At 45.6% G+C, this 26170-nt stretch carries 24 protein-coding genes; 14 read left to right on the top strand and 10 right to left on the bottom strand.

The window, feature by feature from the left end; translation table 11 throughout:
• The first annotated feature begins 15 nt into the window (after positions 1–15).
• The 10 genes from WH96_RS16145 (at position 16) to WH96_RS16190 (ending at position 12304) form a co-directional block, all read left to right on the top strand.
• Complete coding sequence (locus WH96_RS16145) at positions 16–495, top strand: tripartite tricarboxylate transporter TctB family protein (RefSeq protein ID WP_047765256.1); 480 nt, start codon at positions 16–18, stop codon at positions 493–495.
• The gene (locus WH96_RS16150) at positions 495–2030 is read left to right on the top strand and encodes a tripartite tricarboxylate transporter permease (protein ID WP_047765257.1); all 1536 of its coding nucleotides are present in this window, start codon (positions 495–497) and stop codon (positions 2028–2030) included. The genes WH96_RS16145 and WH96_RS16150 overlap by 1 nt, the downstream gene beginning before the upstream one ends.
• Positions 2031–2033: 3 nt before the next feature.
• A complete protein-coding gene (locus tag WH96_RS16155; protein ID WP_053006032.1) occupies positions 2034–3089 on the top strand; it encodes an AbrB family transcriptional regulator in 1056 nt (351 codons plus the stop codon).
• A gap of 167 nt (positions 3090–3256) precedes the next feature.
• Positions 3257–5650: a NosR/NirI family protein gene (locus tag WH96_RS16160; protein ID WP_082130533.1), complete on the top strand. Its 2394-nt coding sequence runs from the start codon at positions 3257–3259 to the stop codon at positions 5648–5650.
• Between the two features lie 89 nt (positions 5651–5739).
• The gene (nosZ, locus tag WH96_RS16165) at positions 5740–7641 is read left to right on the top strand and encodes a TAT-dependent nitrous-oxide reductase (RefSeq protein WP_047765258.1); all 1902 of its coding nucleotides are present in this window, start codon (positions 5740–5742) and stop codon (positions 7639–7641) included.
• Between the two features lie 18 nt (positions 7642–7659).
• Complete coding sequence (locus WH96_RS16170) at positions 7660–8994, top strand: nitrous oxide reductase family maturation protein NosD (RefSeq protein ID WP_053006034.1); 1335 nt, start codon at positions 7660–7662, stop codon at positions 8992–8994.
• A complete protein-coding gene (locus WH96_RS16175) occupies positions 8991–9914 on the top strand; it encodes an ABC transporter ATP-binding protein (protein WP_047765259.1) in 924 nt (307 codons plus the stop codon). The genes WH96_RS16170 and WH96_RS16175 overlap by 4 nt, the downstream gene beginning before the upstream one ends.
• A gap of 2 nt (positions 9915–9916) precedes the next feature.
• Positions 9917–10747, top strand: coding sequence for an ABC transporter permease subunit (locus tag WH96_RS16180; RefSeq protein ID WP_047765260.1), 831 nt, complete (start codon positions 9917–9919; stop codon positions 10745–10747).
• On the top strand, positions 10744–11277 hold the full coding sequence (locus WH96_RS16185) for a nitrous oxide reductase accessory protein NosL (protein WP_047765261.1): 534 nt from the start codon (positions 10744–10746) through the stop codon (positions 11275–11277). Before WH96_RS16180 ends, WH96_RS16185 begins: the two co-directional genes overlap by 4 nt.
• 25 nt (positions 11278–11302) lie before the next feature.
• Positions 11303–12304: an FAD:protein FMN transferase gene (locus tag WH96_RS16190; RefSeq protein ID WP_047765262.1), complete on the top strand. Its 1002-nt coding sequence runs from the start codon at positions 11303–11305 to the stop codon at positions 12302–12304.
• Between the two features lie 24 nt (positions 12305–12328).
• Here the strand turns inward: WH96_RS16190 and WH96_RS16195 are convergent, their stop codons facing one another.
• The 7 genes from WH96_RS16195 to WH96_RS16225 all read right to left on the bottom strand — a co-directional run bounded on the left by WH96_RS16195 (position 12329) and on the right by WH96_RS16225 (position 20057).
• Positions 12329–13144 carry an ABC transporter permease subunit gene (locus WH96_RS16195; protein ID WP_047765263.1) on the bottom strand — a complete coding sequence of 272 codons (816 nt, stop codon included), beginning with the start codon at positions 13142–13144 and terminating at the stop codon, positions 12329–12331.
• Positions 13141–14043: an ABC transporter permease subunit gene (locus tag WH96_RS16200; RefSeq protein ID WP_047765264.1), complete on the bottom strand. Its 903-nt coding sequence runs from the start codon at positions 14041–14043 to the stop codon at positions 13141–13143. The genes WH96_RS16195 and WH96_RS16200 overlap by 4 nt, the downstream gene beginning before the upstream one ends.
• A gap of 11 nt (positions 14044–14054) precedes the next feature.
• Positions 14055–15200, bottom strand: coding sequence for an ABC transporter ATP-binding protein (locus WH96_RS16205; RefSeq protein ID WP_047765265.1), 1146 nt, complete (start codon positions 15198–15200; stop codon positions 14055–14057).
• Positions 15201–15271: 71 nt separating this feature from the next.
• Entirely contained in the window at positions 15272–16369 is a 1098-nt protein-coding gene (locus WH96_RS16210) for a polyamine ABC transporter substrate-binding protein (RefSeq protein WP_082130534.1), read from the bottom strand.
• Positions 16370–16458: 89 nt separating this feature from the next.
• On the bottom strand, positions 16459–17832 hold the full coding sequence (locus tag WH96_RS16215) for an aspartate aminotransferase family protein (RefSeq protein ID WP_047765266.1): 1374 nt from the start codon (positions 17830–17832) through the stop codon (positions 16459–16461).
• A gap of 43 nt (positions 17833–17875) precedes the next feature.
• Positions 17876–19222 (bottom strand): glutamine synthetase family protein, encoded by a 1347-nt coding sequence (locus tag WH96_RS16220; protein WP_047765267.1) that lies wholly within the window; start codon positions 19220–19222, stop codon positions 17876–17878.
• Positions 19223–19301: 79 nt separating this feature from the next.
• Positions 19302–20057, bottom strand: a complete 756-nt coding sequence (locus WH96_RS16225; RefSeq protein WP_053006036.1) for a gamma-glutamyl-gamma-aminobutyrate hydrolase family protein — start codon at positions 20055–20057, stop codon at positions 19302–19304.
• Between the two features lie 288 nt (positions 20058–20345).
• Here WH96_RS16225 and WH96_RS16230 point away from each other — a divergent pair, with 288 nt between their 5' ends.
• From WH96_RS16230 to speB, 4 genes are read left to right on the top strand one after another with little or no spacing between them, the layout of a single operon-like run.
• Positions 20346–21731 (top strand): glutamine synthetase family protein, encoded by a 1386-nt coding sequence (locus WH96_RS16230; protein ID WP_047765268.1) that lies wholly within the window; start codon positions 20346–20348, stop codon positions 21729–21731.
• 2 nt (positions 21732–21733) lie between these two features.
• Positions 21734–23011, top strand: coding sequence for an NAD(P)/FAD-dependent oxidoreductase (locus WH96_RS16235; protein WP_047765269.1), 1278 nt, complete (start codon positions 21734–21736; stop codon positions 23009–23011).
• Positions 23012–23060: 49 nt separating this feature from the next.
• A complete protein-coding gene (locus WH96_RS16240; RefSeq protein ID WP_047765291.1) occupies positions 23061–23609 on the top strand; it encodes a cupin domain-containing protein in 549 nt (182 codons plus the stop codon).
• Between the two features lie 54 nt (positions 23610–23663).
• A complete protein-coding gene (gene speB, locus WH96_RS16245; RefSeq protein WP_082130535.1) occupies positions 23664–24632 on the top strand; it encodes an agmatinase in 969 nt (322 codons plus the stop codon).
• Positions 24633–24692: 60 nt separating this feature from the next.
• On the opposite strand, the gene WH96_RS16250 is transcribed toward speB, so the two are convergent.
• The 3 genes from WH96_RS16250 to WH96_RS16255 all read right to left on the bottom strand — a co-directional run bounded on the left by WH96_RS16250 (position 24693) and on the right by WH96_RS16255 (position 26140).
• On the bottom strand, positions 24693–25121 hold the full coding sequence (locus WH96_RS16250) for a GNAT family N-acetyltransferase (RefSeq protein ID WP_047765270.1): 429 nt from the start codon (positions 25119–25121) through the stop codon (positions 24693–24695).
• Between the two features lie 26 nt (positions 25122–25147).
• Positions 25148–25405, bottom strand: a complete 258-nt coding sequence (locus WH96_RS21790; protein ID WP_082130536.1) for a YjhX family toxin — start codon at positions 25403–25405, stop codon at positions 25148–25150.
• Positions 25406–25699: 294 nt separating this feature from the next.
• Positions 25700–26140 carry an Rrf2 family transcriptional regulator gene (locus tag WH96_RS16255; protein WP_047765271.1) on the bottom strand — a complete coding sequence of 147 codons (441 nt, stop codon included), beginning with the start codon at positions 26138–26140 and terminating at the stop codon, positions 25700–25702.
• Positions 26141–26170 lie beyond the last annotated feature (30 nt).

Genomic DNA, 26170 nt, shown 5'->3' on the forward strand with positions numbered 1-26170 from the left:
GAAGGAATGGAGACAATGACCCTCAGCAAGGAAAAAGCGGGAGCCTTGTGTTTTCTTGTTCTCGCAATCGCTTATGGTATGGAAGCAAGGCATATTCCCTTGTTTCCGGGTGATGAATTGGAACCCTTTACCGCCCGAACCATGCCAATAGCCCTTTCCTGGCTTACAGGCATTGTCTCCTTCCTTCTTCTCGTTCTTCCGCAGCGAGAAGAAACGGATGACATCTTCTCAGTTTTTAGAGGTCTGAATTGGGGAAAGACATTTGTTCTGATCGCCCTCATGGTCTTTTATGGGTTAACCTTGAGCCCGTTAGGCTTCCTGCTATCCACGGCCTTATTCCTGATTGGTGGAATCTATGCCCTGGGTGAAAGACGTTGGTCTGTTATTCTTCTCTCTTCAGTACCTGCTACCGTTGGGTTCTGGTTTATTCTCGATAAGCTCCTGGGTATCTATCTCGCGCCCGGTGAGATCTTTACTATGCTCGGAGCAAATTAATGCTTGATGGTATTCTTCAAGGGTTAAGCACCGCTGCTTCCCCCGTTAATCTTCTGATGGTTTTTGTTGGCTGTTTCGCAGGAACCTTTATCGGCATGTTACCCGGCCTCGGTCCGATTTCAGCCATTGCCCTCATGATTCCGATTACCTATGGTTTTGATCCCGCAACGGGAATGATCTTGATGGCTGGTGTTTATTATGGTGCTATTTTTGGCGGATCAACATCTGCGATCCTGATCAATGCACCAGGTGTTGCAGGTACTGTTGCCACAGCATTTGACGGCTATCCCCTCGCCAAGCAAGGTCATGCAGGGAAAGCCTTGGCAATCGCAGCCTATAGCTCTTTCAGCGGCGGTACCATTGCCGCAATTTTCCTTCTTTTCGCAGCACCAGCTTTGGCTTCCGTATCACTCAGTTTTCAGTCTGCCGATTATTTCGCCCTTATGGTTCTGGGATTAACAGCAGTATCTGCCTTTGCTGGAAAAGGGAAGTTTCTGGTTGCCGTTCTGATGACGCTCTTTGGTTTGATGCTTTCAACCATTGGAACAGATCAAACAGCCGGACTTCAGCGATTTACCTTTGGATCTCTGGATCTGATTGATGGTATCAGTTTTCTTCTACTAGCCATGGCAACCTTTGCCCTGTCGGAAGCCCTGATGGTGGTTCTCAAGCCGGAAAAAGTATCTCAAGAAGCAGAAGACGCGACCAAAGGCAAGCTCGGTAGCATGAAAGTCAGTAGAGAAGAGGTCAAAGACCTCGCACCTGTAGTCGGGCGTAGCTCTGTTCTCGGTTTCTTTATCGGCGTTCTCCCCGGTGCCGGCGCAACAATTGCCTCTTTTCTCGCCTATGGCATGGAACGCAGCTTTGCCAGTGCAAAAGAAAAACTCAAATTCGGCAAAGGTTCTTTGCGCGGTTTGGCTGCCCCGGAAACGGCAAACAATGCCGCTTGCTCAGGATCTTTTGTGCCGCTTTTGACACTTGGAATTCCAGGATCAGGCACAACAGCCGTTATGCTTGGGGCTCTTATCTCCTATGGTGTTCAGCCAGGCCCAAGACTTTTTGTAGAACAACCAGCCGTGTTTTGGTCCGTGATTATTTCCATGTACATCGGAAACATTATCCTGCTTGTTCTCAACTTACCCTTAATTCCTTACATTGCGCGACTGTTGGCTTTACCCAAGAAAATTCTGACGCCCCTGATACTATTCTTCTCGTTGATCGGGGTTTACCTCGTCTCTTTTAATACCTTTGACATTCACATCATGGTTATCGTCGCTATTCTTGCGATCATCTTCCGGTTGATTAACTTCCCCCTCGCCCCCATGCTCCTTGGGTTTATCCTTGGCGGAATGATGGAAGATAATCTACGCCGTGCATTAGCGATCAGTGATGGCGAGCTTTCATTTCTGTGGGAACGTCCAATTACAGCAAGTATTCTGGCTATTACTGTTATTGTCCTACTTGCTCCATTGATACAGAACATCATCGATGTTCGCAGAAGACGCGCCCTCAAAGTTAATGATGGTGAAGGATAGAATGTGTCTTCCCTGAAAACAGGGCGCTCGAAAACAGCATTTAAGCTGCTTCTGACTTTTCTATCCGGTTTGACGGGGGGCTGTGTGTTTTGGACACTTGGCCTCCCGCTTCCCTGGATGTTGGGTTGTTTGACAGGCAGCCTTATCGCGTCGCTATCAGGTGTCCCCGTTGGAGTTACCAAGCCTGTTCGTCTGATCATTATGGTCATTCTTGGCGTTATGCTGGGCGGAACCTTTTCTCCCGAAGTTCTCGCCCGCGCTGGTGAATGGATACCTACCTTGATCGCTGCGGTGCTCTATCTCGCTGTACTGACATTTATCGCACAGTTCTACTGCCGAAAATTTATGAAGATGGATCGCCTGACAGCAATCTTTGCAGGATTTCCAGGCGGGCTATCAGAAATGACACTACTTGGCGAAGAAGCCGGTGCTGACGTCCCCGCACTTACTCTCGCTCACGCCTGCCGCGTGGCAACTATTCTCCTCGCAATCCCATTGTTTCTCACCTATTGGTCCGGGCTTGAGATGGTGGAGAGAGAAAGCACTGCCCCTCTCTGGTCTCTTCTTGATATTATTATCTTGCTTATCATTGCTTCAGGCGGGTTGTTTTTAGGCAAGATTGCCAAATTCCCTGCCTATCAATTGACAGGTCCTCTGTTATTGAGTGCCATCGTTCACACCAGCGGACTAGTTCAGGGCGAACCACCTGAAATCGTTACGGTCTTGTTGCAATTAACGCTGGGTTCCGCTTTGGGTGCTCGCTTTGCTGGCTATTCTCTCGGTCAGGTCGGTAAATTAATGCTTTTGTCTGTCGTTATGGCATTCTTGATGCTCGCGGTTACATTGCTTGTTTCAGGCATCTTATCCTATGCCTTTGATCTTGAGTTTGAAGCCCTGATCTTAGCCCTGTCGCCCGGCGGATTTGCAGAGATGACATTAGCCGCCTTGTCCATGGGTATCGACCCGGCCTTTGTCACCACGCATCACGCCCTACGCCTTTTGGTAATCGTCTTTATTGTTCCCGTCTTTTTAACCCGAATTATCAAACGAAATAGTTAGAGAAAAAACCATGTTTCCTCTCCTGGAACTGATGTTATGAACAACATACATTAAGATATAATTTTTTTGCATCTTTCTTGACTTACATCAAAGGCAATTCTTCAAAATAAGCAGATGCTTGTTCCCATTAGGATTTTTGTCAGTATGTAAGCGAAAGGAGATGCTTCATGCCGAACCAAAAGGCATGGGCAAAGGGTATAACGGAAAAAAACATCAACAAACCACGGGCACTTACTGCCTGTTGTGATGTTTCTGCTGTGTTTATTCACAAGCTCATTTATATATCGCTTCTACTCGGGCTCTCTTTCCTGTTCGCTTTCGCCACAGCGAATGCGGCAACAAATAGTTTTGAGAAATATATTTCCAAAGTACAGCCCGCTGAAATTTTTGACGGAGCTACTGAATTTCGCATTATCTCCGGCACTCCTTCTTATGCGGAGATTTTAAAAGGCACCCAAAAAGTCGGTTATGCCTATCTGAATACCGACTTTGTAAATGCCACGGGTTATTCAGGTAAACCCATCAATGTCATGGTTGGTCTGACCCCGGAAGGCGTGGTCAGTGGATCAAAGCTTGTAAAGCACAGTGAACCCATCGTTCTTATCGGAATTCCAGAAGAAAAAATTTCCAATTTTATGTCCAGCTATACTGGTATTGATGCTGTCAGTCGGACAGGGCAAAGCCGGGATACTGGCGAAGTTGATATGATCAGTGGCGCAACAGTCACCATCATGGTCATCGAAGATTCCATCTTCAGATCAGCCATTAAGTTTGCACGATATCTTGGCATTGCTGGCATACAACAAGATCAGGCATCCGGGCCAACCGAAATAAGACACGTCAACAAAGACATCACCGACGTTACGGATTGGCAAACACTACTTGGCAATGGTGCTGTTCGCCACCGCGTTATTACACTGGCTGAAATTAATGAAGCCTTTGAAAATTCCGGGAATAAAAAGGCGGCTGCCCGCCCTGAAAAAGGGGCTCCAGACGATATCTATATTGATCTTTATGTTGCGCCGGTCAGTGTTCCCGTCATCGGCAAAACTCTTTTGGGTGATGCAGAATACGAACATTTACAGAAACAACTAAAACCAGATCAGGAAGCGATACTCATTTTTGCCAATGGCCGCTATTCATTCAAAGGCTCTGGCTATGTCCGTGGTGGTATCTTTGATCGCTTCCAGCTCATCCAAGGTGAAAGTTCTGTCCGTTTCCGGGATAAACTTCATAAGCGCATTGGTGATCTTGGTGCTGATGACGCCCCCTATTTCAAGGAAATAGCTCTCTTCCGCATCCCGACGGATGTTGAGTTTAATCCGGCAGATAATTTCCGTATCGAACTACTTGCCAACCGCGAGATTGCCGCCATCAAAAAGATTTTTCTAGCCTTCGAATTAAATTATGACCTGCCAGACAAGTACGTCACAATAGAGAAACTAGCACCAACACCTGCTGTGGCAACAAAAACACCAGAACTTTCTGTAAAACAGGAAGCATCAGAAAATGCGCAACGCGTAGAACTATGGAAACGTATGTGGGATCTCAAAAGACCCGACATTGCTGTCCTTAGTATTGCTATAGCCATACTCACAGTGATTTTCTTTTTTCAGGATTGGCTGGTTAAACGCCCCAGACTTTTGACATGGACCAGAAACCTGTTTCTTGTCTTTACGGTTCTCTTTATTGGGTTTTACGCTCAGGCACAACTTTCTGTCGTCAATGTGCTCACCTTTGCAAATGCCCTTATAACAGATTTCAGCTGGAACTACTTCCTGATGGAACCCATGATCTTTTTATTGTGGTTGTCTGTTGCTGGCGCGCTGCTCTTTTGGGGTCGTGGCGCCTATTGTGGATGGCTATGTCCCTTTGGTGCGTTGCAAGAACTCCTAAATCAGGCTGCCAAATTCTGCAAAGTACCACAGTTCGAGCTTCCTTGGGGATTGCATGAACGTTTGTGGCCTTTGAAATACATCATTTTTCTCGGTCTATTCGGTTTATCTCTCTACTCTTTGCAAGACGCAGAGCATTGGGCTGAAGTCGAACCTTTCAAAACCTCAATCATTCTGAAATTTGTGCGTGATTGGCCATGGGTTCTTTATGCCTTTGCCCTTCTGGCAGCAGGTCTGTTTGTTGAGCGTTTCTACTGCCGATACATTTGTCCTTTAGGCGCAGCCCTAGCCATTCCCGGTCGCATGCGCATGTTTGAATGGCTCAAAAGACACCCAAAAGACTGTGGCAATCCCTGTCAAACTTGTGCGAAGGAATGCATGGTTCAGGCGATCCATCCAACTGGCGAAATCAACCCGAACGAATGCCTCTACTGTCTGCATTGTCAGGTTGTTTACCACGACGAACATCGTTGTCCGCCAATGGTGCAAAAACGTAAGCGTAGAGAACGCCTTCAGGACCTTCAAAGCAAAAGCGCTGCTGTTGTTAAAGCAAGCTGCTCTGCAACTGAAATTCCAGATTTCATAGGTGATGATAAAAATAATCCCGGACCTTCTGCAAAAGCCAGAGGGAAAGGTGCTAACCCGGAGAAAATCATCCCGGGTTAGCAAAACCGTCGTCCAAAGGGCGACAGCACGCCCAGCCTGTTGAATGGTGAGACACGCGACAGGTTGGGCCCTTAAAGAGGAGCATATAAATGTCAAAAGATAAAGGTCTGTCCAGACGTGATCTGCTTGGGGGTTCAGCTAAACTAGCGACTATTGCTGGTGTCGGTGCTGCCTCTGGTATTGCTGGATTAGGTGGTGTTTCAACAGCATCTGCTGCTGGTGCAAATAACCCTGCAATGGTTGAACCGGGACAGTTGGACGAATACTACGGTTTCTGGTCATCAGGGCAAGCGGGTGAGCTTCGCATTCTGGGGCTTCCTTCTATGCGTGAACTTATGCGCGTTCCCGTCTTCAACAGATGTTCTGCTACGGGCTGGGGGCAAACCAACGAAAGTAAGAAAATTCTTACTGAAAATCTGTTACCACAAACCAAAAAGTTTCTCGAAACTCGCGGTGGTGACTATATGAACGGTGACTTGCACCATCCTCATATGTCCTTTACCGACGGTGCCTATGATGGCCGATATCTCTTCATGAATGACAAGGCAAACACTCGTGTTGCTCGTGTTCGTTGTGACATCATGAAAGTTGATAAAATCATCGAAATTCCAAATGCCTCAGATATCCACGGCTTACGACCACAGCGATATCCACGTACGGGTTATATTTTTGCGAATGGCGAGCATCGGGTTCCCCTACCAAATGATGGCTCTGTTCTTGATGATCCAAGTAAATACTTTGCCGTGTTCTCAGCTATTGACGGCGACACCATGGAAGTTAAGTGGCAGGTTAAAGTCAGTGGTAACCTTGATAACGTCGATGCAGATTATCAGGGTAAATATGCCATTTCTTCATCTTACAACTCTGAAGAAGGTGTCAATCTGGCTGAAATGACATCATCAGAGCAGGACCATGTCGTCGTTTTCAATATCAAGCGTATTGAAGAAGCTGTTGCCAAGGGTGAATACGAAGTATTTGACGGTGGCGTTCCAGTTGTTGATGGAACCAAAGGTTCATCATTAACCACATACATTCCTATCTCTAACAGCCCACACGGTGTCAATGCGGCACCGGACAAACGCCACATTGTTGTGAATGGCAAACTATCACCAACAGTATCTGTAATAGACGTAGAGCGTCTGGATGATGTGTTTGAAGGTAAGATCAAGCCTCGCGATGCTATTGTTGCAGAACCGCAGCTCGGCCTTGGTCCTCTTCACACAGCATTTGACGGGCGCGGCAGCGCCTATACCACCCTCTTCCTCGATAGTCAGGTTGTTAAGTGGGACATGGAAAAAGCTATCCGTGCCTACAAAGGCGAAGATGTAGATCCCATCATTCAGAAAATCGATGTTCACTATCAGCCTGGCCACAACCATACATCTATGGGGGAAACCTCTGAGGCTGATGGTAAATGGCTGATCTCTATGAACAAGTTTTCTAAAGATCGATATATCAATGTTGGACCTCTTAAACCAGAAAACGAACAATTGATTGATATCTCTGGCGATGAAATGAAGATCGTTCATGACGGTCCGACTTTTGCCGAACCACATGATTGTATCATCGTTCATCGTTCAACCGTAAACCCTGTTCACGTTTATGATCGTAACGATCCAACTTTTGCTGATACCGTTGCAATGGCAAAAGCTGATGGTATCGATCTGGAAGATTGTCAGGATGTTATAAGGGACGGCAACAAGGTTCGGGTTTACATGAACTCTGTTGCACCAGAATTCAGCCTTGAAAAGTTTACTGTCAAACAAGGCGATGAAGTCACTGTTGTGGTTACGAACCTTGATGATGTTGAAGATCTGACCCATGGCTTTACGCTAGCAAACTACGGCGTTTGCTTCGAAGTCAGCCCTCAACAAACAGCTTCTATAACCTTCATCGCAGATCGCCCCGGTGTTCATTGGTTCTATTGTCAGTGGTTCTGTCACGCGCTTCATATGGAAATGCGTGGCCGTATGCTGGTTGAACCGGCTTAGGTAAAGTTGAGTAGATCGATGGCTTGGTTTTCAAAAAAACTGACAATGAAACAATCTGTTTTGGCGTTCTTTTTAAACATCATCGTCTTGTTGGTGATGTTTGAGAGCCAAGCCGTCGTTTTACAGGTAACACCTGAGACGCTGATAGCATCCTTGAACAAGGCACAGGACGGTGATGTTCTCGTCTTGGACAAGGGTATCTATACAGGCCCTATTTTACTCACAAAATCGCTCACACTTATCGGCAAAGAAGGTGCGATCATTGATGGCAATAGCATAGGCAACACGATTGAGGTTCTAGCACCAGATAGTGTTGTCTCTGGATTGAAGATCATCAACTCTGGCCAGGACCTTTCCCAGCAAAACAGCGGCGTTTTTGTCAATAAAACGGCTCATAATACTGTTGTCGAAAATAACATCCTTCAAGACAACCTGATCGGAATTTATCTCTGGGGTCCTAAAAATGCAGTTGTCAGAAATAATCGCGTAGAGGGATTACAGGTCCTACAGGTCAACGACAGGGGTAACGGTGTCCAGCTTTGGAATACGCCAGGGTCAATTGTCGAAGATAATACAATTCTTTTTGGCCGTGACGGCATCTTCACCACCACTAGTAAAAAGAACATATTCAGAAACAATATTTTTGAAAAGACACGCTTTGCAATTCATTACATGTACACAAACAACAGCGAGGTCAGTGGCAATATTTCCCGCGGAAACGATGTCGGGTACGCCTTGATGTTTTCCAAGAAGCTGAAAATAACCAACAACCAGTCTATCAACGACAAAGAGCATGGCTTTGCGCTTAACTATGCAAATTCATCACTTTTCAAAGGAAACATTGTTGAGAACGGTGGTGTGAAATGTGTTTTCATCTATAACTCGAACAAAAACCGTTTTGTTCAAAATCGCTTTGAAGGATGTCAAATTGGCATCCATTTCACGGCAGGATCAGAAAAGAACATCGTTAGTGAAAATGCCTTTATTGGTAATCAACATCAGGTCAAATATGTTGGCACTCGTCATCTGGACTGGTCAGAGAACAATCGCGGTAATTACTGGAGTGATAACCCCGCCTTTGATCTGAACGGTGATAACATTGCTGATAGTGTCTATCGCCCTAACGATGTTCTAGATCAAGTAATTTGGGCTTACCCCTCTGCCAAACTATTAATCAATTCACCGGCCATGGAAATTTTGCGCTGGTCACAATCTCAATTCCCATCCTTACAACCCGGTGGTGTTTTTGATAGCGCTCCCCTGATGACTCCCCCACAAATCGATCGTGTTTCATTAAATTCAGATATATCTATTTCTGGCAGATTAAACCCTGACATGGAGACAAATCCATGATTAAAAACAGCATTATTTTAGAAAATGTGAGCAAACATTACCCGTCTCACAAAGCAGTAACAGATATTAATTTCTCTGTGCCCGAAGGTTGCCTTATGGCTTTGGTTGGACATAATGGTGCCGGGAAGACCACGTTGATGAAACTCATTCTGGGTTTGGTGCAACCGACAACCGGATCACTCTCAATCCTCGGGCATAATCCAAAAGATCAAGCATCTGTAACCTATCGCAACGCTATCGGCTTTCTACCGGAAAATGTCTCGTTTGATGCAAACATGACAGGCAAGGAGCTCATCGCATTTTATGCAAGCCTGAAAGGCGAAATAAAATCACGTAGTCTTGAGCTTATGGACATGGTTGGCCTCTCGGCAGCACTTAATCGGCGTTATAAAACTTATTCCAAAGGCATGAAACAACGCCTGGGATTGGCACAGGCGCTTTTGGGTAAGCCACGATTGCTACTTCTTGATGAGCCAACATCCGGACTTGATCCAGCAGCCAGACAACACTTTTACGATATAATCAGAGACCTTAGAAAAGACGGTGTCACGATTTTACTTTGCTCTCATGTTTTAACTGAACTCGAAGCGCAGACAGATGCCGTAACTGTTATGAACTCTGGCAGAGTTGTCGCTTCAGGATCATTGGAAGATCTTCGCACACAAGCCGGATTACCCCTTAGTCTTCGCATAACAGTCCAAGAAGGTATGAGCGAAAAAATCGCTCAGCCACTTCAAAATCAAAATGCAACGATAACCAATATGAACGGCAGATATCTGGAAATTGAATGCGCCCCAAGCTCAAAGATGACAATGCTCCGCCACTTGGGGGAACTTGGATCTATTGTTGAAGACATCGAACTTCAAAACACTTCATTAGATCAACTCTATGCCGTCTTTAGTGACCAGAGAGGGCAATAATAATGAAAACAATCTGGATCATTGCCCTAAAAGAACTGAAAGACGCATTGCGAAACCGTTGGATCATTGCCGCTTCTTGTTTATTGGCTGTACTCGCCCTTAGTTTAGCTTTTGTTGGAACAGCACCTGTAGGCGGCGCTAAAATAAGCACCATGCAAGTAACTGTCGTCAGCCTTTCCAGCCTGTCAGTTTTTCTTGTGCCGTTGATATCTCTGATGCTTTCTTATGACAGTATTGTCGGCGAGGTCGAGCGTGGCTCTATGTTATTGCTCCTCACCTACCCGATCAATCGATGGCAAATCATCTTCGGGAAGTTTCTCGGACATACGCTCATTTTGTCTATCGCCACAATTCTTGGTTATGGCGCAGCAGGTTTTTTGATTGGCCTTAGTTCCAATGGTGCCAATATTCAGGACTGGCTCGTATTTAGCAGTTTAATCGCTTCAACTGTTTTACTCGGCAGTGCCTTTTTGTCTATCGGTTATCTCTTGAGCGTTTGTGTCAAAGAACGCGCAACAGCCATTGGTCTGGCCGTCGCTGTCTGGTTGCTGTTTGTCTTGCTGTTTGATATGGCTGTTTTGGGGGCTTTGGTCGTTGATCAAGGTGAAAACCTGAAGTCTGATTTCGTCAACTTCCTACTCCTTTTTAATCCAGCAGATTCCTTTAGGTTGCTAAATCTTACAGGCTTTGACAGTACGGCGGCCCTTTCAGGAATGTCGTCTATTGCCGGACGTGCAGTGCTTCCCGTTCAATATGCCATTATTGCGCTTCTTGGTTGGATTTCTCTACCTCTCTTGCTTTCCGGATATCTTTTTTCAAGGAGAGAGATATGAAAAAGCTTTCAACTTTACTTCTGTTATCAAGTTGTATTCTCTTAAACGGTTGTTTTGGTTCGGATGATACCCCTAAGCCAGATCCGGCAACACTTACTTCAGATGATCAAAGCTATTTCTGTGGCATGACTGCCGCGGGACATCCGGGACCAAAAGCACAAATCCATATTCTTGGACAGGCCGTTCCTATCTGGTTTGCGGCCACCAGAGATGCCGTGGGTTATATGAAGCTCCCGGATGAAAGCAATGAAATTACTGCCGTTTATGTCACTGACATGGGAAAAGCCAACTGGCAATCACCAGATGCAGGACCCTGGATTGATATAAAAGAAGCAACCTTGGTCATTGAAAGCAAACGTCGTGGCGGTATGGGGGCCCCTGCTGTGGTGCCTTTCAAAGATCAATCTGCCGCCGAAAGTTTTATAACTCAATATGGCGGCAAGATTACTTCTCTTAATGATATCCCCATTGATTACGTACTGGGGATGGTAGAAATCCCCGATAATCCAGTGTTATCTGTAATCGAATAACGAACCTATAGTCAGGTAAATAACCATGCTCACGAATAAAGCCAGACGACGCGTTCTTCAAATTATCGGAACAGCATCACTTCTTTCGCCCGCTTTAATAAAACAGGCTGTCGCGCAGGATAATTTAAAAGAAACGGCACTTCATAAATGGCAGGGTATTGCCCTTGGGGGACAAGCTGAAATCATCCTTCCAAAGGAAAATGGATCAAAAGAGCTCGCGCATAAAATCCGACAAGAAATAAAGCGTTTAGAAAATATCTTTAGCCTCTATATTCCAGGTTCCGAAATTAATCGTTTAAATACTAGAGGCGAAATATTAAATCCTTCGCCAGAACTTTATCATGTGATCTCAACATCACATTCGATCTCATCCCTTACCAAAGGAGCGTTTGACATAACGGTACAGCCCATGTGGTTGCTTCACAGCGAAATGCCCAACCTGACAGACTACAAACGCCATCAAATGGCGCAATCAATCAGTGAATTGGTTGATTACAGAAACATTGATACTTCGGTGAACAAGATATCTTTCAAAAAAAGTGGCATGGCAATTACATTAAATGGTATCGCCCAGGGCTTTATTACCGATCACATATATCAATTACTGAAAAGCCATGGATTAACAAAAAGCCTTGTAAATATTGGAGAAATCAAAGCCCTTGGAACACATCCTTCTGGGCGAGAATGGACGATCGCGATTGATAATGAAGGACAACAGTCTTTAGAAAACGCTGTAAATCTACACGCAGGGAAAGCGATTGCCACCTCGACCCCAACCGGAACGGTTCTGCGTGATGGACATTCACATCTAATTCAAGCGCACTCATTACTGGTCCGTGATTTTCGTACCCAACCTCTTTACAAATCTATGAGTGTAATCGCCAATAACGCAACCAAGGCTGATGCGTTATCGACAGGACTGTCTTTCATCCCAGTGCAAGAGTTGAAGGATACCCTATCAACAGAGAACGATATAGAAATCATAGCAAAAACGAGTACTGGCGAGACCATCCGTATCCAAGTTTAAGTCCTGATTGTCATCAGCATTTGATTAGGATTCAGCCATTAATTCATCGGCTTTGCGTTGTGCTTCAGCTCTTTTTGTTAGAATTGACGCCGTAATAACCCCCATCGTGACAATCATGATCAATATGGTTGAAAGTGCATTAATTTTTGGCGTCACACCAAGCCGAACCTGACTATAGATTTTCATTGGCAACGTTGTCGCCCCCGGCCCAGAGGTAAAGGATGCAATCACCAGATCATCCAAAGACAAAGTAAAGGCTAAAAGCCAGGCAGAAATAATCGCTGGGGCCATGATCGGAAGTGTAACCTTTATAAAGGACTGAAAAGGCGTACAGCCCAAATCGGTCGCAGCTTCTTCTAATGAACGATCAAAGGTAACCATCCGCGAAGAGACCACAACAGCCGCGTAACACATCGAAAATGTAATGTGCGCCATTGTAATGGTCCAAAACCCTCTATCGACGCCCATGGCAACAAAAAGTAAAAGCAGGGAAAGTCCGGTTATCACTTCTGGCATCACCAACGGCGCATATATCATTCCGGAAAAAAGAGTGCGTCCCCGAAAACGTCCGGCACGGACCATTACAACAGCCGCAAGGGTTCCCAGGATTGTCGCTACCGTTGCCGATAACAATGCAACACGCAACGTAACCAAGGCCGCATCGAGAAAAGCTTCATCTTTGAAAAGCTCGACATACCATTTGGTTGAGAAACCAGCCCAAACGGTTACAAGCCGAGATTCATTAAAACTGAAGAAAACCAGAATAAGAATGGGGAGATACAGAAAGACAAAACCCAATGTCAGTGACGTGGTATTAAACCAGGTAAAACGATTACTCACTGTTCTGCCTCCTGCGCACGCTCTTGCTGTTTTTGGAACAGAACAATCGGTACGATCAACAATAATAGAAGCAATACCGCAACTGCTGATGCCACTGGCCAGTCTCTATTACTAAAGAATTCAGCCCAGAGAGTCTTACCAATCATCTTGGTGTCAGATCCGCCAAGAAGATCTGGAATAACAAATTCACCAATTGCCGGAATAAAGACCAGGAAAGATCCTGCAATAATACCCGGCATAGAAAGAGGTAAAGTTACCTTCCAAAAGGCAGAAATCGCCGTACAGCCAAGATCTTGCGCCGCTTCCAGAAGTGATCCATCCATCTTTTCAAGCGAGGAATAGAGCGGAAGCACCATAAAGGGCAGATAAGAATAGACAATCCCTATATAAACGGCTGTATCTGTATTCAGGATCTGTAGCGGATCGTCAATAATACCCACAAACATCAGAAGCTGATTAAGAAGGCCCTCGGTTTTCAGGATACCAATCCAGGCATAAACCCTGATCAGAAAACTCGTCCAAAAAGGCAGGATAATTAGCATCAGCAGTGTTGGTCGCCATTCAGAAGGCGCCTTTGCCATGGAATAGGCCAAGGGATAGCCGATCAACAATGTCAAAACCGTGGAAACAAACGCAATTCTCAAGCTGGATAGGTAACTCGTCCAATAGAGATCATCTTCGGTAAGCCAGATATAATTCTCAAAATCCAGCTCAACCAGTAAAGCCTTGAGCCCTTCCCATCCGCTTTCAAGATCAAAGGTCGGCGTGTAGGGAGGAATGGCAACAGCAACATCCGAGAGTGAAATTTTAAGCACAATCCCGAAAGGAACGAGAAAAAGCAGGAACAACCAGAAATAAGGTATCCCGATAAGTAATAAGCGTCCGAGTTTCTTATCCATGATTCCCGCCCTTAATCCAAAAGGACACCGGCGGTATTACGCCAGGACAACCAAACCTGATCTTCCCAGGTAAATTCACGATTTGCGAGACGACGGCGGTTTGATTCCTGTGCTTTGAAAATCATACCGTTGCTTAGCTTTACGTAATAGGTTGATAGATTACCGATATAAGCAATATCATCTATCTGCCCTCTGATCCTATTATCTGCATCCAGCGGCTCTTCACGAGAAACATGTACTTTTTCAGGGCGAATAGCAAAACAGGCATTCTCATTCTCTGACCGCTTTGTATTATTCGCTATGGCGATTTCCGGTTGTCCTTCGGCCCAGGATAGCTTGATTCCCTCGTCGGTTCGATTATCAAGCCGACCTTCAATAATATTTACATCGCCGATAAAGTCAGCAACATAGCGGCTATTAGGGTATTCATATATAACTTCAGGTGTTGCAACTTGCATGATCTTGCCGTCATCCATCACCGCTATGCGGCTGGCGACGGTCATGGCTTCTTCCTGATCATGCGTTACAATAACAAAGGTCATACCCAGTTTTTCCTGAATATCCATCAGCTCAAACTGGGTTTGTTCCCGCAGCTTTTTATCAAGTGCGCCAAGCGGTTCATCCAACAAAAGAAGCTTCGGTTTTTTTGCCAATGAACGGGCAAGTGCCACCCTTTGACGCTGTCCACCGGAAAGTTGGTGAGGTTTGCGCTTGGCAAACTTACGTAGCTGCACAAGCGACAGCATTTCCTCAACGCGTTCTTCAATGAGATTTTTTGGCCATTTATCCTGTTTCAACCCAAAGGCAATATTAGCCTCAACCGTCATATGCGGGAAAAGGGCATAGGATTGAAACATCATATTTACAGGACGTTTATAAGGCGGGACCGCGCCAATATCATCATCGCCAAGAGAAATTATACCTTCGCTGGGCGTTTCAAACCCGGCAAGCATACGCATCATCGTTGTTTTCCCACAGCCAGAAGGCCCGAGTAAAGCAAAGAACTCACGCTCATAGATATCAAGACTGATATCATCAATCGCGGTAAATGATCCGAAACGCTTGGTAACATTCTTAAATTGCACCAACGGCTTTTCATTGGGGTTGTCCCAAGGCTCAAAGCGAGTTGATGGTTTCTTGGCTGATGAAATATTCATAGCACCCTCAAATAAGACTCTATACAAACAAAGCATCGCCTCAACAAATGAGACGATGCTTTTATCTGGATTTAACTGCCGCTTTTGATCTTCGTCCACGCGCGTGTCACAACACGTTGAGTTTTTGGATCATAGGGTGTCAGTGTATAGAGGCCTTCCATGGTACCTGAATCAGGATAAATCGCCGGGTCGCCGATAACATCTTCTTCCAGAAGCTTTTGGGAAGCAAGATTACCATTAGCGTAATAAACATAATTTGAAGCTTTCGCCATCACGTCATCACGCATGATATAGTCAATAAACTTATGTGCATTTTCAGCGTTTGCAGCATCAGCAGGAATAGCCATCTGATCAAACCACATCAAGGCACCTTCTTTAGGGATGCTGTAGTCAACAATAACACCGTTATCTGCCTCTGTCGCTCTGTCCCGCGCGATAAGCATATCGCCAGACCACCCCACTGAAAGGCAGATATCACCATTAGCCAGGGCCGATATATTTTCCGATGAATGGAATTTCTGAACAAAAGGACGAATTGACATCAGAAGATCTTCGGCAGCTTTCAAATCTGCTTTATCGCGGCTATCTGGATTTTTCCCCAGGTAATTAAGAGCAGCCGGAATCATTTCATCCGATGCATCAAGAAGATAAACGCCGCAATCTTTGAGCTTTGCCAATTTTTCAGGATTAAAGACAATATCCCAGCTTTCAATGCGCTCAAGGCCAAGGCGCTCTTTAACCATATCAACATTGTACCCGATACCCGTGGTGCCCCACATATAATTCACGGAATAAACGTTACCCGGGTCGTATTTTTCGACGCGCTCGCTCACAACATCCCAAAGATTGCCTTTGTTCGTCAGTTTTGATTGATCAAGTTTTTGGAAAACACCAGCCTGGATTTGACGGGCGAGAAAGGTACCGGACGGGACGACCACATCGTAACCGGAACTACCGGCAAGAAGTTTTGTCTCCAAGACATCATTTGAATCAAAAACATCATAGACCACTTTGATCCCGGTTTCTTTTTCAAAATCCGCAAGAATTTCTTCGTCAATATAATCTGACCAGTTAAAGACATTAACGACTTCTTCTGCACTCGCTTGGGTACTCACTGCCAAGCCAAGTGCCAAAACACTGGTCAGCAAACCATTTCCAATTTTTTTCACGATGTAGCCTCCGTTATGTATATGTACCCGGTAAAGTTATGTGGATATCAGTCTCATTTTTTTGATGAGTTTTCAATATCCACTCCCAGTTATAACTTTCCAAGATCTTTTGCTGTCAAATCAAGACAATATTTCACTTTTTCCAACAACTCGTCAATTTCCGCCTTCGTCATGACCAATGGCGGCGAAAGAACCATTCGGTCTCCACAAGCCCGCATAATCAGGCCGTTGTTAAAACAATGATCGCGACAAATGTTACCTACTTCGGATCCATTTTCAAAGAGTTCACGGGTTTCCTTGTTTTTTACCATCACCATGCCGGCAACCAGGCCATAACCGACAACTTCACCAATCAAAGGATGATCTTCCAGTTCACGCAACCGCTTTTGGAAATAAGGTCCTGTTTCGTCCCGAACTCTATCAACAATACCTTCATCGCGCATAAGGCGAATATTTTCAATTGCCACAGCACAAGACGCGGGATGACCGGAATAGGTATACCCGTGATAGAACTCACCACTTTTTTCAATAAGACTGTCGGCGACACGATCCCCAACCATCACAGCTGAAATAGGCAGATAACCAGATGACATTCCTTTTGCCATGGACATAAGATCTGGCTTGATTCCAAAAGTCTCACTGCCGAACCAATTTCCGGTACGACCAAATCCACAGATCACTTCATCAGCAACCAATAGAATATTGTACTTTTCACAGATCCGTTGAATTTCAGGCCAATAGGTTTCCGGCGGTACAATCACGCCCCCGGCGCCCTGAATAGGCTCACCAATAAAGGCAGCTACCTTTTCCGGACCAACCTCAAGAATACGTTCTTCCAATGCCTGAGCTGCCTTCAACCCGAATTCTTCAGGCGACAGGTCTCCGCCATCCTTGTACCAATATGGTTGCATGATGTGCTCGATCCCGGGCATCATAAGCCCGCTTTGCTCATGCATCGGATCCATACCACCAAGGGAGGCACCGGCAACGGTACTTCCATGATAGGCATTATTTCGGCTGATGATCACATTTCTGTCGGGCTGTCCCTCTACCTGCCAATAGCGACGCACCAAACGAATAACAGTATCAACCGCTTCTGATCCGGAATTGGCAAAGAACACCCTGTTCAGCCCTTCTGGCGTGATTTCAGCCAAAAGCTGAGACAGTTCTGTCGCAGGTGCATTCGTGGTCTGAAAGAAGGTGTTGTAATAGGGAAGTTCCATCATCTGACGCTGAGCAGCATCTACCAGTTCTTTTCGTCCGTATCCTATATTCACACACCACAGGCCCGCCATACCGTCAAGCACGCGATTACCATCGGAATCCCACAGATAAATGCCATCAGCTTTGGTAATAACGCGGGTGCCTTTTTCATTCAGGCTCTTGGTATCCGTAAAGGGATGCAGATGATGCGCCCGATCCAGTTCCTGCCAATACTCAGTACTTTTATTTATATGGTTCATAACACCCTCTTAACTGCCGATCTCACAAACAAGACCATGGGCACTAAACATTAAGCAACAGATGTTCGCGTTCCCACGAACTAATGACTTGGTGGTAATTGTTGTATTCAACTTCTTTCGTCGCACAGTGAGCCTCGACAAAACGATCTCCCAATACGTCTTTTATTGGCTTACAATCCATCAGCGCTGTAATCGCATCAGATAAATAGAGCGGTAATCCCCGTGGTAAGATATAGGCATTATCTTCGATTTTCGGTTCAGCCTTCAGACCTTTAGTCATTCCCAAATAACCGCAAAGCAAACTCCCTGCAATCGCCAGATAAGGGTTAACATCAGAACCACACAAACGGTTCTCGACACGTCGACTCTGTGGACTTGAGTTTGGGACCCTGAAACCACAGCTCCGATTATCAATTCCCCAATGCATATTAATTGGGGATTCATCATACCCAAAGCGTCGATAGGAATTCACATTCGGGGCAAAGAAAGGCATTGCCGCACTGGAATAGCGTTGAAGACCTGCGATAAAGTTTTCAAATAGCTCGGTTGCATTGCCATCTGGATCACTGAAAATGTTATTACCCGTTTTGGTATCAACGACAGAATGATGAATATGCATAGAGCTTCCTGGCTCATCCTTCATTGGCTTGGCCATAAAAGTTGCATAGATATCGTGGGATAGAGCTGTTTGTCTCACTGTACGTTTAAAGAGAAAAACCTGATCGGCAAGTGACAAAGGATCGCCGTGTAGAAAATTGATTTCAATCTGGGCCGCACCAGCTTCATGGTTAAGTGTATCAATATCAAGGCCCTGAGCCTCACAATAATCATATACATCTTCGAAAACAGGATCGAATTCGTTCACCGCATCAATGCCGTAACACTGACGAGCGGTTTCTGGACGTCCATTCTTGCCAATAGGGGGCACCAAAGGCATATCCGGATCGGTGTTTTTTTGGACCAGATAGAATTCCAGTTCAGGGGCAATGACAGGTTCCCAGCCTTTTTTCTCGTATAGCCCCAGTACGGTCCGAAGGATTTGACGCGCATAGAGATCTACAGGTCTGCCATCGGGGTAAACACAATCACAAATAACTTGAGCAGTTGGTTCTTTATACCAGGGAACAGGCCGTATTGTGGTCGTATCAACTTCAAGAATCACATCATGATCAGCGATATCAACCCACGTATCTTCTTCTGGCCATTCCCCCGTTATGGTTTGTGTAAAAATACTTTCAGGAAGACGGTGCCCGTTACTTCCAATGCCACGCAAGAATTTTTCAGTAGGCAAGATTTTGCCACGTGGCACGCCTGAAATATCAGGTATCATGCATTCGACTTCGGTAATCTTTCGTTCCTTACACCACTGCTCTAATTCTTCAAACGTCATAAATCACCTGTTTTATTGGATATCGGTTTCCTATACCAAATCCTGTTTTACCTACCGTCAACTCATTACCGCCTACTTGTTATCGTTTCCTGGCGCGTTCCCGGCAAGCATCCCCAAAAGCTTTAAAAATCTTGTTGGAGAATTCATTATCACTGGCGTTCCATTCCGGGTGCCACTGCACTGCCAGCGCAAATGCAGAAGCCCCGGAAACGCTGACGGCTTCGACCAACCCGTCTGGGGCATAGGCTTCTATCGTCAACCCCTCTCCTAAACGGTCAATGCCTTGAGCATGTACGGAATTAACTTTAACTGTCGGACCATTGTTTAACCCTGCCAGAATTCCACCAGATACCAACTCAATATCGTGGGCCAGTGCGAAACGGTCTTCGATCGCGCCAGTCATATCAGCTCTGTGATCCATTTTTCCGGGTTGGTCCTGCACTTTCTGGAAAAGCGTACCGCCAAAAACAACATTCAGCTCCTGATATCCTCGACAGATCGCCAACATTGGAATGCCTCTCTCCAATACTTTTTTGATCAACGGTAGTGTTGTGGCGTCTCGTGCCGGATCATGCAGTGTTCCTTCGTCACTCTGCTCACCTGCATAGTACTTGGGCTCAACATTTGACGGGCTCCCTGTAAAAAGCACGCCATCCAGATGATCCAACAGAGAGTCACTATCTAATTGATCACCTAATGCAGGTATCCCAAGTGGGATTACTTGCGCAACATTAGCACTAGCCTCGGAATAATATCGGCTTACGCTATCGTACTCATTGCCATTCTTCGGCATACGACAGGTGGAAACACCAACAAAGGCCTTACCAATACTCATTTTTGAACTACCCTGATGCAGATGATGATCGTTATTCTGAACAGAATGATAGTTCTCATTTTTAAAAAAGAGAACATAAAAATTTATTTTTTTAAAAAATACATAGGAATATTTCAAAATTATTCATTAGTTACAGATAATTAAATACCGATCAATATAACGAACACGCTTCAACCTGAATCCTAAAACTCAAACAAAAGAGTTCTTTTTATTGGACATCACTTGACAAATATAAGACCAGGATGCGCATAATCTTGAAAATTGCGTTAAATCTGGGCGATAAATAAAATGAACAATACAACCGATCATTATTCTGAACACGCTGATTTTCTAGAAGCACATCCTGAAATTGGGTTGATTGAACTTCTTATCGCTGATGGCAATGGCATTTTACGTGGTAAGCGCATTACACGAGACAAGCTCGCTTCTGTTTATAAAGAAGGGATTCTTCTGCCCGGGTCCATTTTTTGCCTTGATACGTCAGGCGCCAATGTGGAAGGCACTGGCCTGGTTTGGGCAAATGGTGATGCAGATCGCGTCTGTCACGTCGTGCCAGGAACACTCAAACCCGCGCCATGGCATAGAAAAGGTCTGGCACAGGTTCTTCTTACCATGCACGAAGAAGACGGTTCGCCCTTCTTTGCAGATCCCCGCCATGTACTAAAAGGTATTATTGATCGTTTTACTAAAATGGGGCTAAAGCCAGTAACAGCTGTCGAGTTGGAATTCTACCTTATCGATAAAGACAGAACCATGGCTGGCTACCCACAGCCTCCGGTGTCTCCGATTTCCGGGTTACGGCACGCACAACCTGCCGTTTACGGCATTGACGAGCTCTATGATTTCGACGACTTTCTGGACGAAGTTGCTGCAACAGCCAAAGCCCAAGGCATACCAGCGGACACAATGGTAGCGGAATACGCCCCTGGACAATACGAAGTTAACCTACATCACGTGGATGATCCGCTTCTGGCCTGTGATCAAGCCGTACTGCTTAAACGCCTGATCAAACACGTCGCCCAACGTCATGGTATGGAAGCCACCTTTATGGCGAAGCCCTACACACAAGAATCAGGGAATGGCACTCATATCCACGTCAGTTTGCTGGACGAAGACGGAAAAAACATCTTTCAGGGTAAGGGAACAGAAGACGAAGAACGTCTGAGCGATGAAATAAAATGGGCGATGGGCGGCCTGTGTGATTCCATGGCAGAATCAATGGCACTTCTTGCCCCCAATGCAAATTCCTATCGCCGTTTTCAGTTAGGTTCTTACGCCCCGCATACACCTTGTTGGGGCATAAACAACAGAACAGTTGCCCTACGCATACCCGCCGGACACCCAGCAGCGACACGGATAGAACATAGGCTGGCCGGTGCCGATGCCAGCCCGCACCTAGTCATGTCTGCTGTTTTATCGGGCATGCTCCATGGGTTGGAAAATAAAATTGATCCCGGCCCGCGGATTACAGGAAATGCTTACGAAGAAAAAGAAGCAACCCTGCCCAACATCTGGCCGGATGCAATTGATATCTTTGAAAAGGCCGAAATTTTACCAAAATACATGGGCAAAGAATTCTGCAACGTCTTTACCATCTGTCGCAAAACCGAGCGAGAGCGCTTCAACAGCCATATATCCCCTGTCGAATTTGATTGGTATCTGAGGAGCGTTTGAATATGAGCGATCAGGACTACACAAATTCCTATTACACAGCAAGCATGAACCCGAGCCATGATCGCCCGGAAATAACGGGCGAACATAACTGTGACGTATGCGTCATAGGTGGCGGTATGACGGGGACTTCAGCTGCACTTCACCTCGCCGAACGCGGCTACAAGGTTATTCTGCTCGAGGCCAGTAAAATTTCTTGGGGTGCATCCGGGCGTAGCGGCGGCCAGATGATTATTGGCTATAACCAGTCTTATCAAGACATCAAAAAGATGGTCGGTAAGGATGATGCCAGTAAACTCTGGAAAATGGGTGAAGAGGCTATGTCTCTCGCCAAAAGCCAAATTAAAAAACACCACATAGATTGCGATCTGGCTTCCGGCCATTATCACGTAAGCACCAAACAACGCCATGTTGGCGAACTCGAAGAATACCTCGAAGATTTGGAAGCAGCGGGTTACAAAGGTTGTAAACTTCTGAATCAAAGCGAAATTCGCCAGAAAATCGACAGTGATAAATACCTGTCCGGCATGTACGACCCCAATGGAGGACACCTACACCCTCTTAACTACACATTGGGTTTAGCCAATGCGGCTGAAAAAGCAGGTGCAACACTCTACGAACACAGCCGCGTAACCAACATTGAGCACGGAAAAGCCCCTAAAGTCTATACCGACAAAGGCGTTATAAACTGCAAACACGTTGCCCTCTGCACCAATGCCTATCTCGACGGTCTTAACAAAAAGATTGATAAAAAGATCATGCCCGTCGGCACCTATATACTTGCGACAGAACCTCTGTCTGAAAATGAAGCAACCAAACTAATCCCTGACAACGCTGCCGTTGCCGATATTCTCTTTGTCCTTAACTATTACCGACTATCCGGAGACAGACGCATGCTGTTTGGCGGCGAGGTCAACTATTCAGGTAAAGACCCATCGAATATCGGTAAGATCATGCAAAAAACCATGCTTGAATATTTTCCCCAGCTTGCATCAAAAAAAATTGATTATGCTTGGGGCGGAAATGTCGCCATAACCGTCAACCGCCTTCCCCATTTTGGCAAACTGGCAGAAAGCACGTATTTTGCCCATGGTTTCTCAGGTCACGGTGTTGTTTTGACAGGACTGGCAGGGAAGTTAATCGCCGAAGCTATTGCCGGCTCGGAAGAACGCTTTGATGTGTTCAATCGTATTCCGCACCAATCATTCCCTGGCGGACGTTTGCTGAGAACCCCTGCCCTGATTCTGGCTATGGCTTATTACCGTTTACGAGACCTACTATAGAGAAAATTCATTGAACGAGATCATTATTGAACGAGGTGAAACAGAACAGATGTCAGCCAGTGTTGGAAAACGCCTAAAAGCACTACGCGCCATGCACGGCCTCTCACAGCGGGAACTTGCCCGACGTGCAGGCGTTACCAACAGTGCAATCTCTATGATTGAGCAGGATCGCGTTAGCCCGTCTATCGACTCATTGACAAAAGTTCTTGCCGGTTTTCCGGTTACCATGATCGAATTTTTCTCAATGGAACCAGAACAGGAAGAGAAGATCTTTTATGCCGAGGACGAACTGGTCGAGATGTCTGATGGTACGATGTCAGTACGCTTGGTTGGCGCCGCCAAAAAAGATCGAAAAATGCGGGTACTGCACGAAAAATACCCCCCGCATGGCGACACAGGCGAAAAGATGATTGTTCAGGAAGGCGAAGAAGCTGGCGTCATCATTCGCGGGCAACTGGAAATCACTGTTGGCAACGAAGTTAAAATACTCAATGCCGGTGAAGCCTATTACTTTAATGCAGAAATCCCACACCGCTTCCGCAATCCCGGTGACAAGGAATGTGAAGTCGTGAGTGCAGCAACCCCGCCGTCGTTCTAAAATCCAACCCGATAAATTTCACAATAAAATCCAAGATCGTTCTGGAGACACAGTATGACCGATATATCTGGTATCAATTCCGAAGGTGATAACGCCTTTATGGCAAAAGGCTTGTTGGGAACAGATGTTGAACCTATGTATTCCGGTGCAAATTCTTTTATGCGCCGTAAATACACCCGCGATCTTCGCGATGCAGATGTAGCTATATCAGGTATCCCCTATGATTGCGCCACCACAGGTCGCTCAGGCACCCGATTGGGCCCACAAGCAGTCAGAAAAGCTTCGGCCAATCTTGCTTGGGCACCACACTTTCCTTCCGGACTTGATGTTTTCGAAATTTTAGCCGTGGCGGATTATGGTGATCTTGTTTTTGATCCCGGTGAACCAATGACCATCCCAGGTGCCATAGAGACTCACGCAAAAACCATTCTGGATACAGATACCGCAATGCTCACCTTGGGCGGGGATCATTTTGTCACCTACCCCATCCTAAAGGCCCATGCAGAAAAACATGGACAACTCGCCTTAATCCAGATCGATGCCCATTCAGATACCTGGGAAGAAGATCAGCAACGCATTGATCATGGTACCATGTTTTATCATGCCGCCAAACAGGGGATTATTGATCCCTCATCTTCTGCACAGGTTGGTATTCGTACGCACAATGACAAAACCCATGGCTTTAATATCATTCACGCGCCCTGGGTTCATGAAAAAGGTCCTGAAGCAGTTGTCGCAGAAATTAAGCGGATCGTTGGCAACAGAAAAGCTTATCTCACTTTTGATATTGATAGTCTCGATCCAGCCTTTGCCCCCGGCACAGGAACTCCCGTCACAGGCGGCTTAACCCCACACCAAGCCCTGACAATACTCCGCGGCCTAGAGGGTATAAACATTGTCGGCGCGGATGTAGTCGAGGTATCCCCGGCCTATGATGTCAGCGACATTACTGCCCTTGCTGGCGCGACCATGGCCTTTGAAATGCTCTATCTTATGGCGATACAAAAACAGAAAAAGGGATAAGAGCGCCACAAAGAAAACCAACAGAACAAGGGCACTCCATGCGAAGTGCCCTTGTTTTTATCAATCTTTCACCAATGTCAATTTCAGCGAAATCTCATTTGTCGGCTCATGACAATAACGATCAACTTCGACAAAGCCATATAGATCGTAAAACCGTCGACCCACTTTGTTTTTCTCAAAGACCTCTACACTCAGAGAACCTTTCAACTTCACCGCATGATCGACCAAAGCTTTACCCAACCGCTTACCATGAAATTCTGGGTCCAGAAATAATCCCCCAATTTCAGTATTGATAAGCGCAATAAAACCAATGGGCTTTTGGTCGAACTCAAGAACCCAGGTTTCGGCATTGGGAAGGTAAATATCCCGCATATCCTTTGCGACCTGTGCGACAAAAACATCGCTCAGAAAAGGGTGAGCAACTTTATTTGCCGCGGACCAAATCTCGACCAAGGCTGTCGTATCTGTAGTTTCGTACTTTCTAATCATAACAATATCTTTCTACGTTTGTTGATTTATCTGTTATCCAGTTGCGATCGGACAGATCGAATGCCCAAACGGGTAATCCGATAGGGTTTTCCCTTTTGGGATTTCACAAATGATCGCCGCCTCAAACGCTGAAAAACTCGATAGTTACAATCAGCAAGCACATGGCCATCCCGGGTATAGCAAACCACCTTTGTAATCTTGCCATTCTCGCCACGCTCATAGTGGATAGCTCCACCCTGAGCGAGAACGTGTAAAACACGCTGTTCATACTTTGAAATATTCAATGGATTTTCATCTTATGTGAGCACAGAAAAAGGTATCGCTCAGCGCACAGCTTGAACGTTACAACAGTTTCAAATGTTCCTAAAGCTCAGGAACTAGCGGATTACCGCAATCTCTAACATAAAATCTCCGTCGGGCCTGTGCGGGCAATAGAATTGCACAGACAAACACAGATCTAACAAAATCTGTGTTTGCGAACAAGAAAGAAAATTTCACACATATCAAAATAGAAAACAATAAAGGCGGTTATGAAGAATCATACCCGCCTGGAACCAAGATAGCTGAATAAATACAGATTACATAAATGAAATACTCAACGCTTTCTGAAGCCCTTGCCTGTTAGACATTAAATCTTTCAGAGTGTAGCGGGATAAAACATCAAAGAAGGCAATAACAGCCTCACCCAAAATACCTTGCAACTGACAATAGCCATCGATTTGGCAGCAGCCTTTTTTCTTATCGAAACATTCCACAATATCCAGGTTATCTTCCATGTCCCGGACCACATCCCCAAGATTTATTTCTGCAGGAGAACGCGCAAGGAGCATACCGCCTTTTTTACCGCGAATGGTTTTAAGGTACCCATCCTGAGACAGTTGATTGACAACTTTCATCAAATGATTGCGTGAAATGTCATAGCGTTCTGAAATTTCAGTAATCGTTGTCAACTCATCACCTTTTAGCCCGACAAAAATCAGGACGCGTAATGAATAGTCAGTATAGGTTGTCAGTCTCATCTCGGGCCAAACATTTCAAAAAAACAGGTG

This window comes from Kiloniella spongiae (genome assembly GCF_001026905.1).
GTDB classification, from domain to species: domain Bacteria; phylum Pseudomonadota; class Alphaproteobacteria; order Kiloniellales; family Kiloniellaceae; genus Kiloniella; species Kiloniella spongiae.

Coding starts and splice junctions, on each gene's coding strand:
- WH96_RS16145 (WP_047765256.1), top strand. CDS start 16: ATGACCCTCAGCAAGGAAAAAGCGGGAGCCTTGTGTTTTCTTGTTCTC.
- WH96_RS16150 (WP_047765257.1), top strand. CDS start 495: ATGCTTGATGGTATTCTTCAAGGGTTAAGCACCGCTGCTTCCCCCGTT.
- WH96_RS16160 (WP_082130533.1), top strand. CDS start 3,257: ATGCCGAACCAAAAGGCATGGGCAAAGGGTATAACGGAAAAAAACATC.
- nosZ (WP_047765258.1), top strand. CDS start 5,740: ATGTCAAAAGATAAAGGTCTGTCCAGACGTGATCTGCTTGGGGGTTCA.
- WH96_RS16170 (WP_053006034.1), top strand. CDS start 7,660: ATGGCTTGGTTTTCAAAAAAACTGACAATGAAACAATCTGTTTTGGCG.
- WH96_RS16175 (WP_047765259.1), top strand. CDS start 8,991: ATGATTAAAAACAGCATTATTTTAGAAAATGTGAGCAAACATTACCCG.
- WH96_RS16180 (WP_047765260.1), top strand. CDS start 9,917: ATGAAAACAATCTGGATCATTGCCCTAAAAGAACTGAAAGACGCATTG.
- WH96_RS16185 (WP_047765261.1), top strand. CDS start 10,744: ATGAAAAAGCTTTCAACTTTACTTCTGTTATCAAGTTGTATTCTCTTA.
- WH96_RS16190 (WP_047765262.1), top strand. CDS start 11,303: ATGCTCACGAATAAAGCCAGACGACGCGTTCTTCAAATTATCGGAACA.
- WH96_RS16200 (WP_047765264.1), bottom strand. CDS start 14,043: ATGGATAAGAAACTCGGACGCTTATTACTTATCGGGATACCTTATTTC.
- WH96_RS16205 (WP_047765265.1), bottom strand. CDS start 15,200: ATGAATATTTCATCAGCCAAGAAACCATCAACTCGCTTTGAGCCTTGG.
- WH96_RS16215 (WP_047765266.1), bottom strand. CDS start 17,832: ATGAACCATATAAATAAAAGTACTGAGTATTGGCAGGAACTGGATCGG.
- WH96_RS16220 (WP_047765267.1), bottom strand. CDS start 19,222: ATGACGTTTGAAGAATTAGAGCAGTGGTGTAAGGAACGAAAGATTACC.
- WH96_RS16225 (WP_053006036.1), bottom strand. CDS start 20,057: ATGAGTATTGGTAAGGCCTTTGTTGGTGTTTCCACCTGTCGTATGCCG.
- WH96_RS16230 (WP_047765268.1), top strand. CDS start 20,346: ATGAACAATACAACCGATCATTATTCTGAACACGCTGATTTTCTAGAA.
- WH96_RS16235 (WP_047765269.1), top strand. CDS start 21,734: ATGAGCGATCAGGACTACACAAATTCCTATTACACAGCAAGCATGAAC.
- WH96_RS16240 (WP_047765291.1), top strand. CDS start 23,061: ATGTCAGCCAGTGTTGGAAAACGCCTAAAAGCACTACGCGCCATGCAC.
- speB (WP_082130535.1), top strand. CDS start 23,664: ATGACCGATATATCTGGTATCAATTCCGAAGGTGATAACGCCTTTATG.
- WH96_RS16250 (WP_047765270.1), bottom strand. CDS start 25,121: ATGATTAGAAAGTACGAAACTACAGATACGACAGCCTTGGTCGAGATT.
- WH96_RS16255 (WP_047765271.1), bottom strand. CDS start 26,140: ATGAGACTGACAACCTATACTGACTATTCATTACGCGTCCTGATTTTT.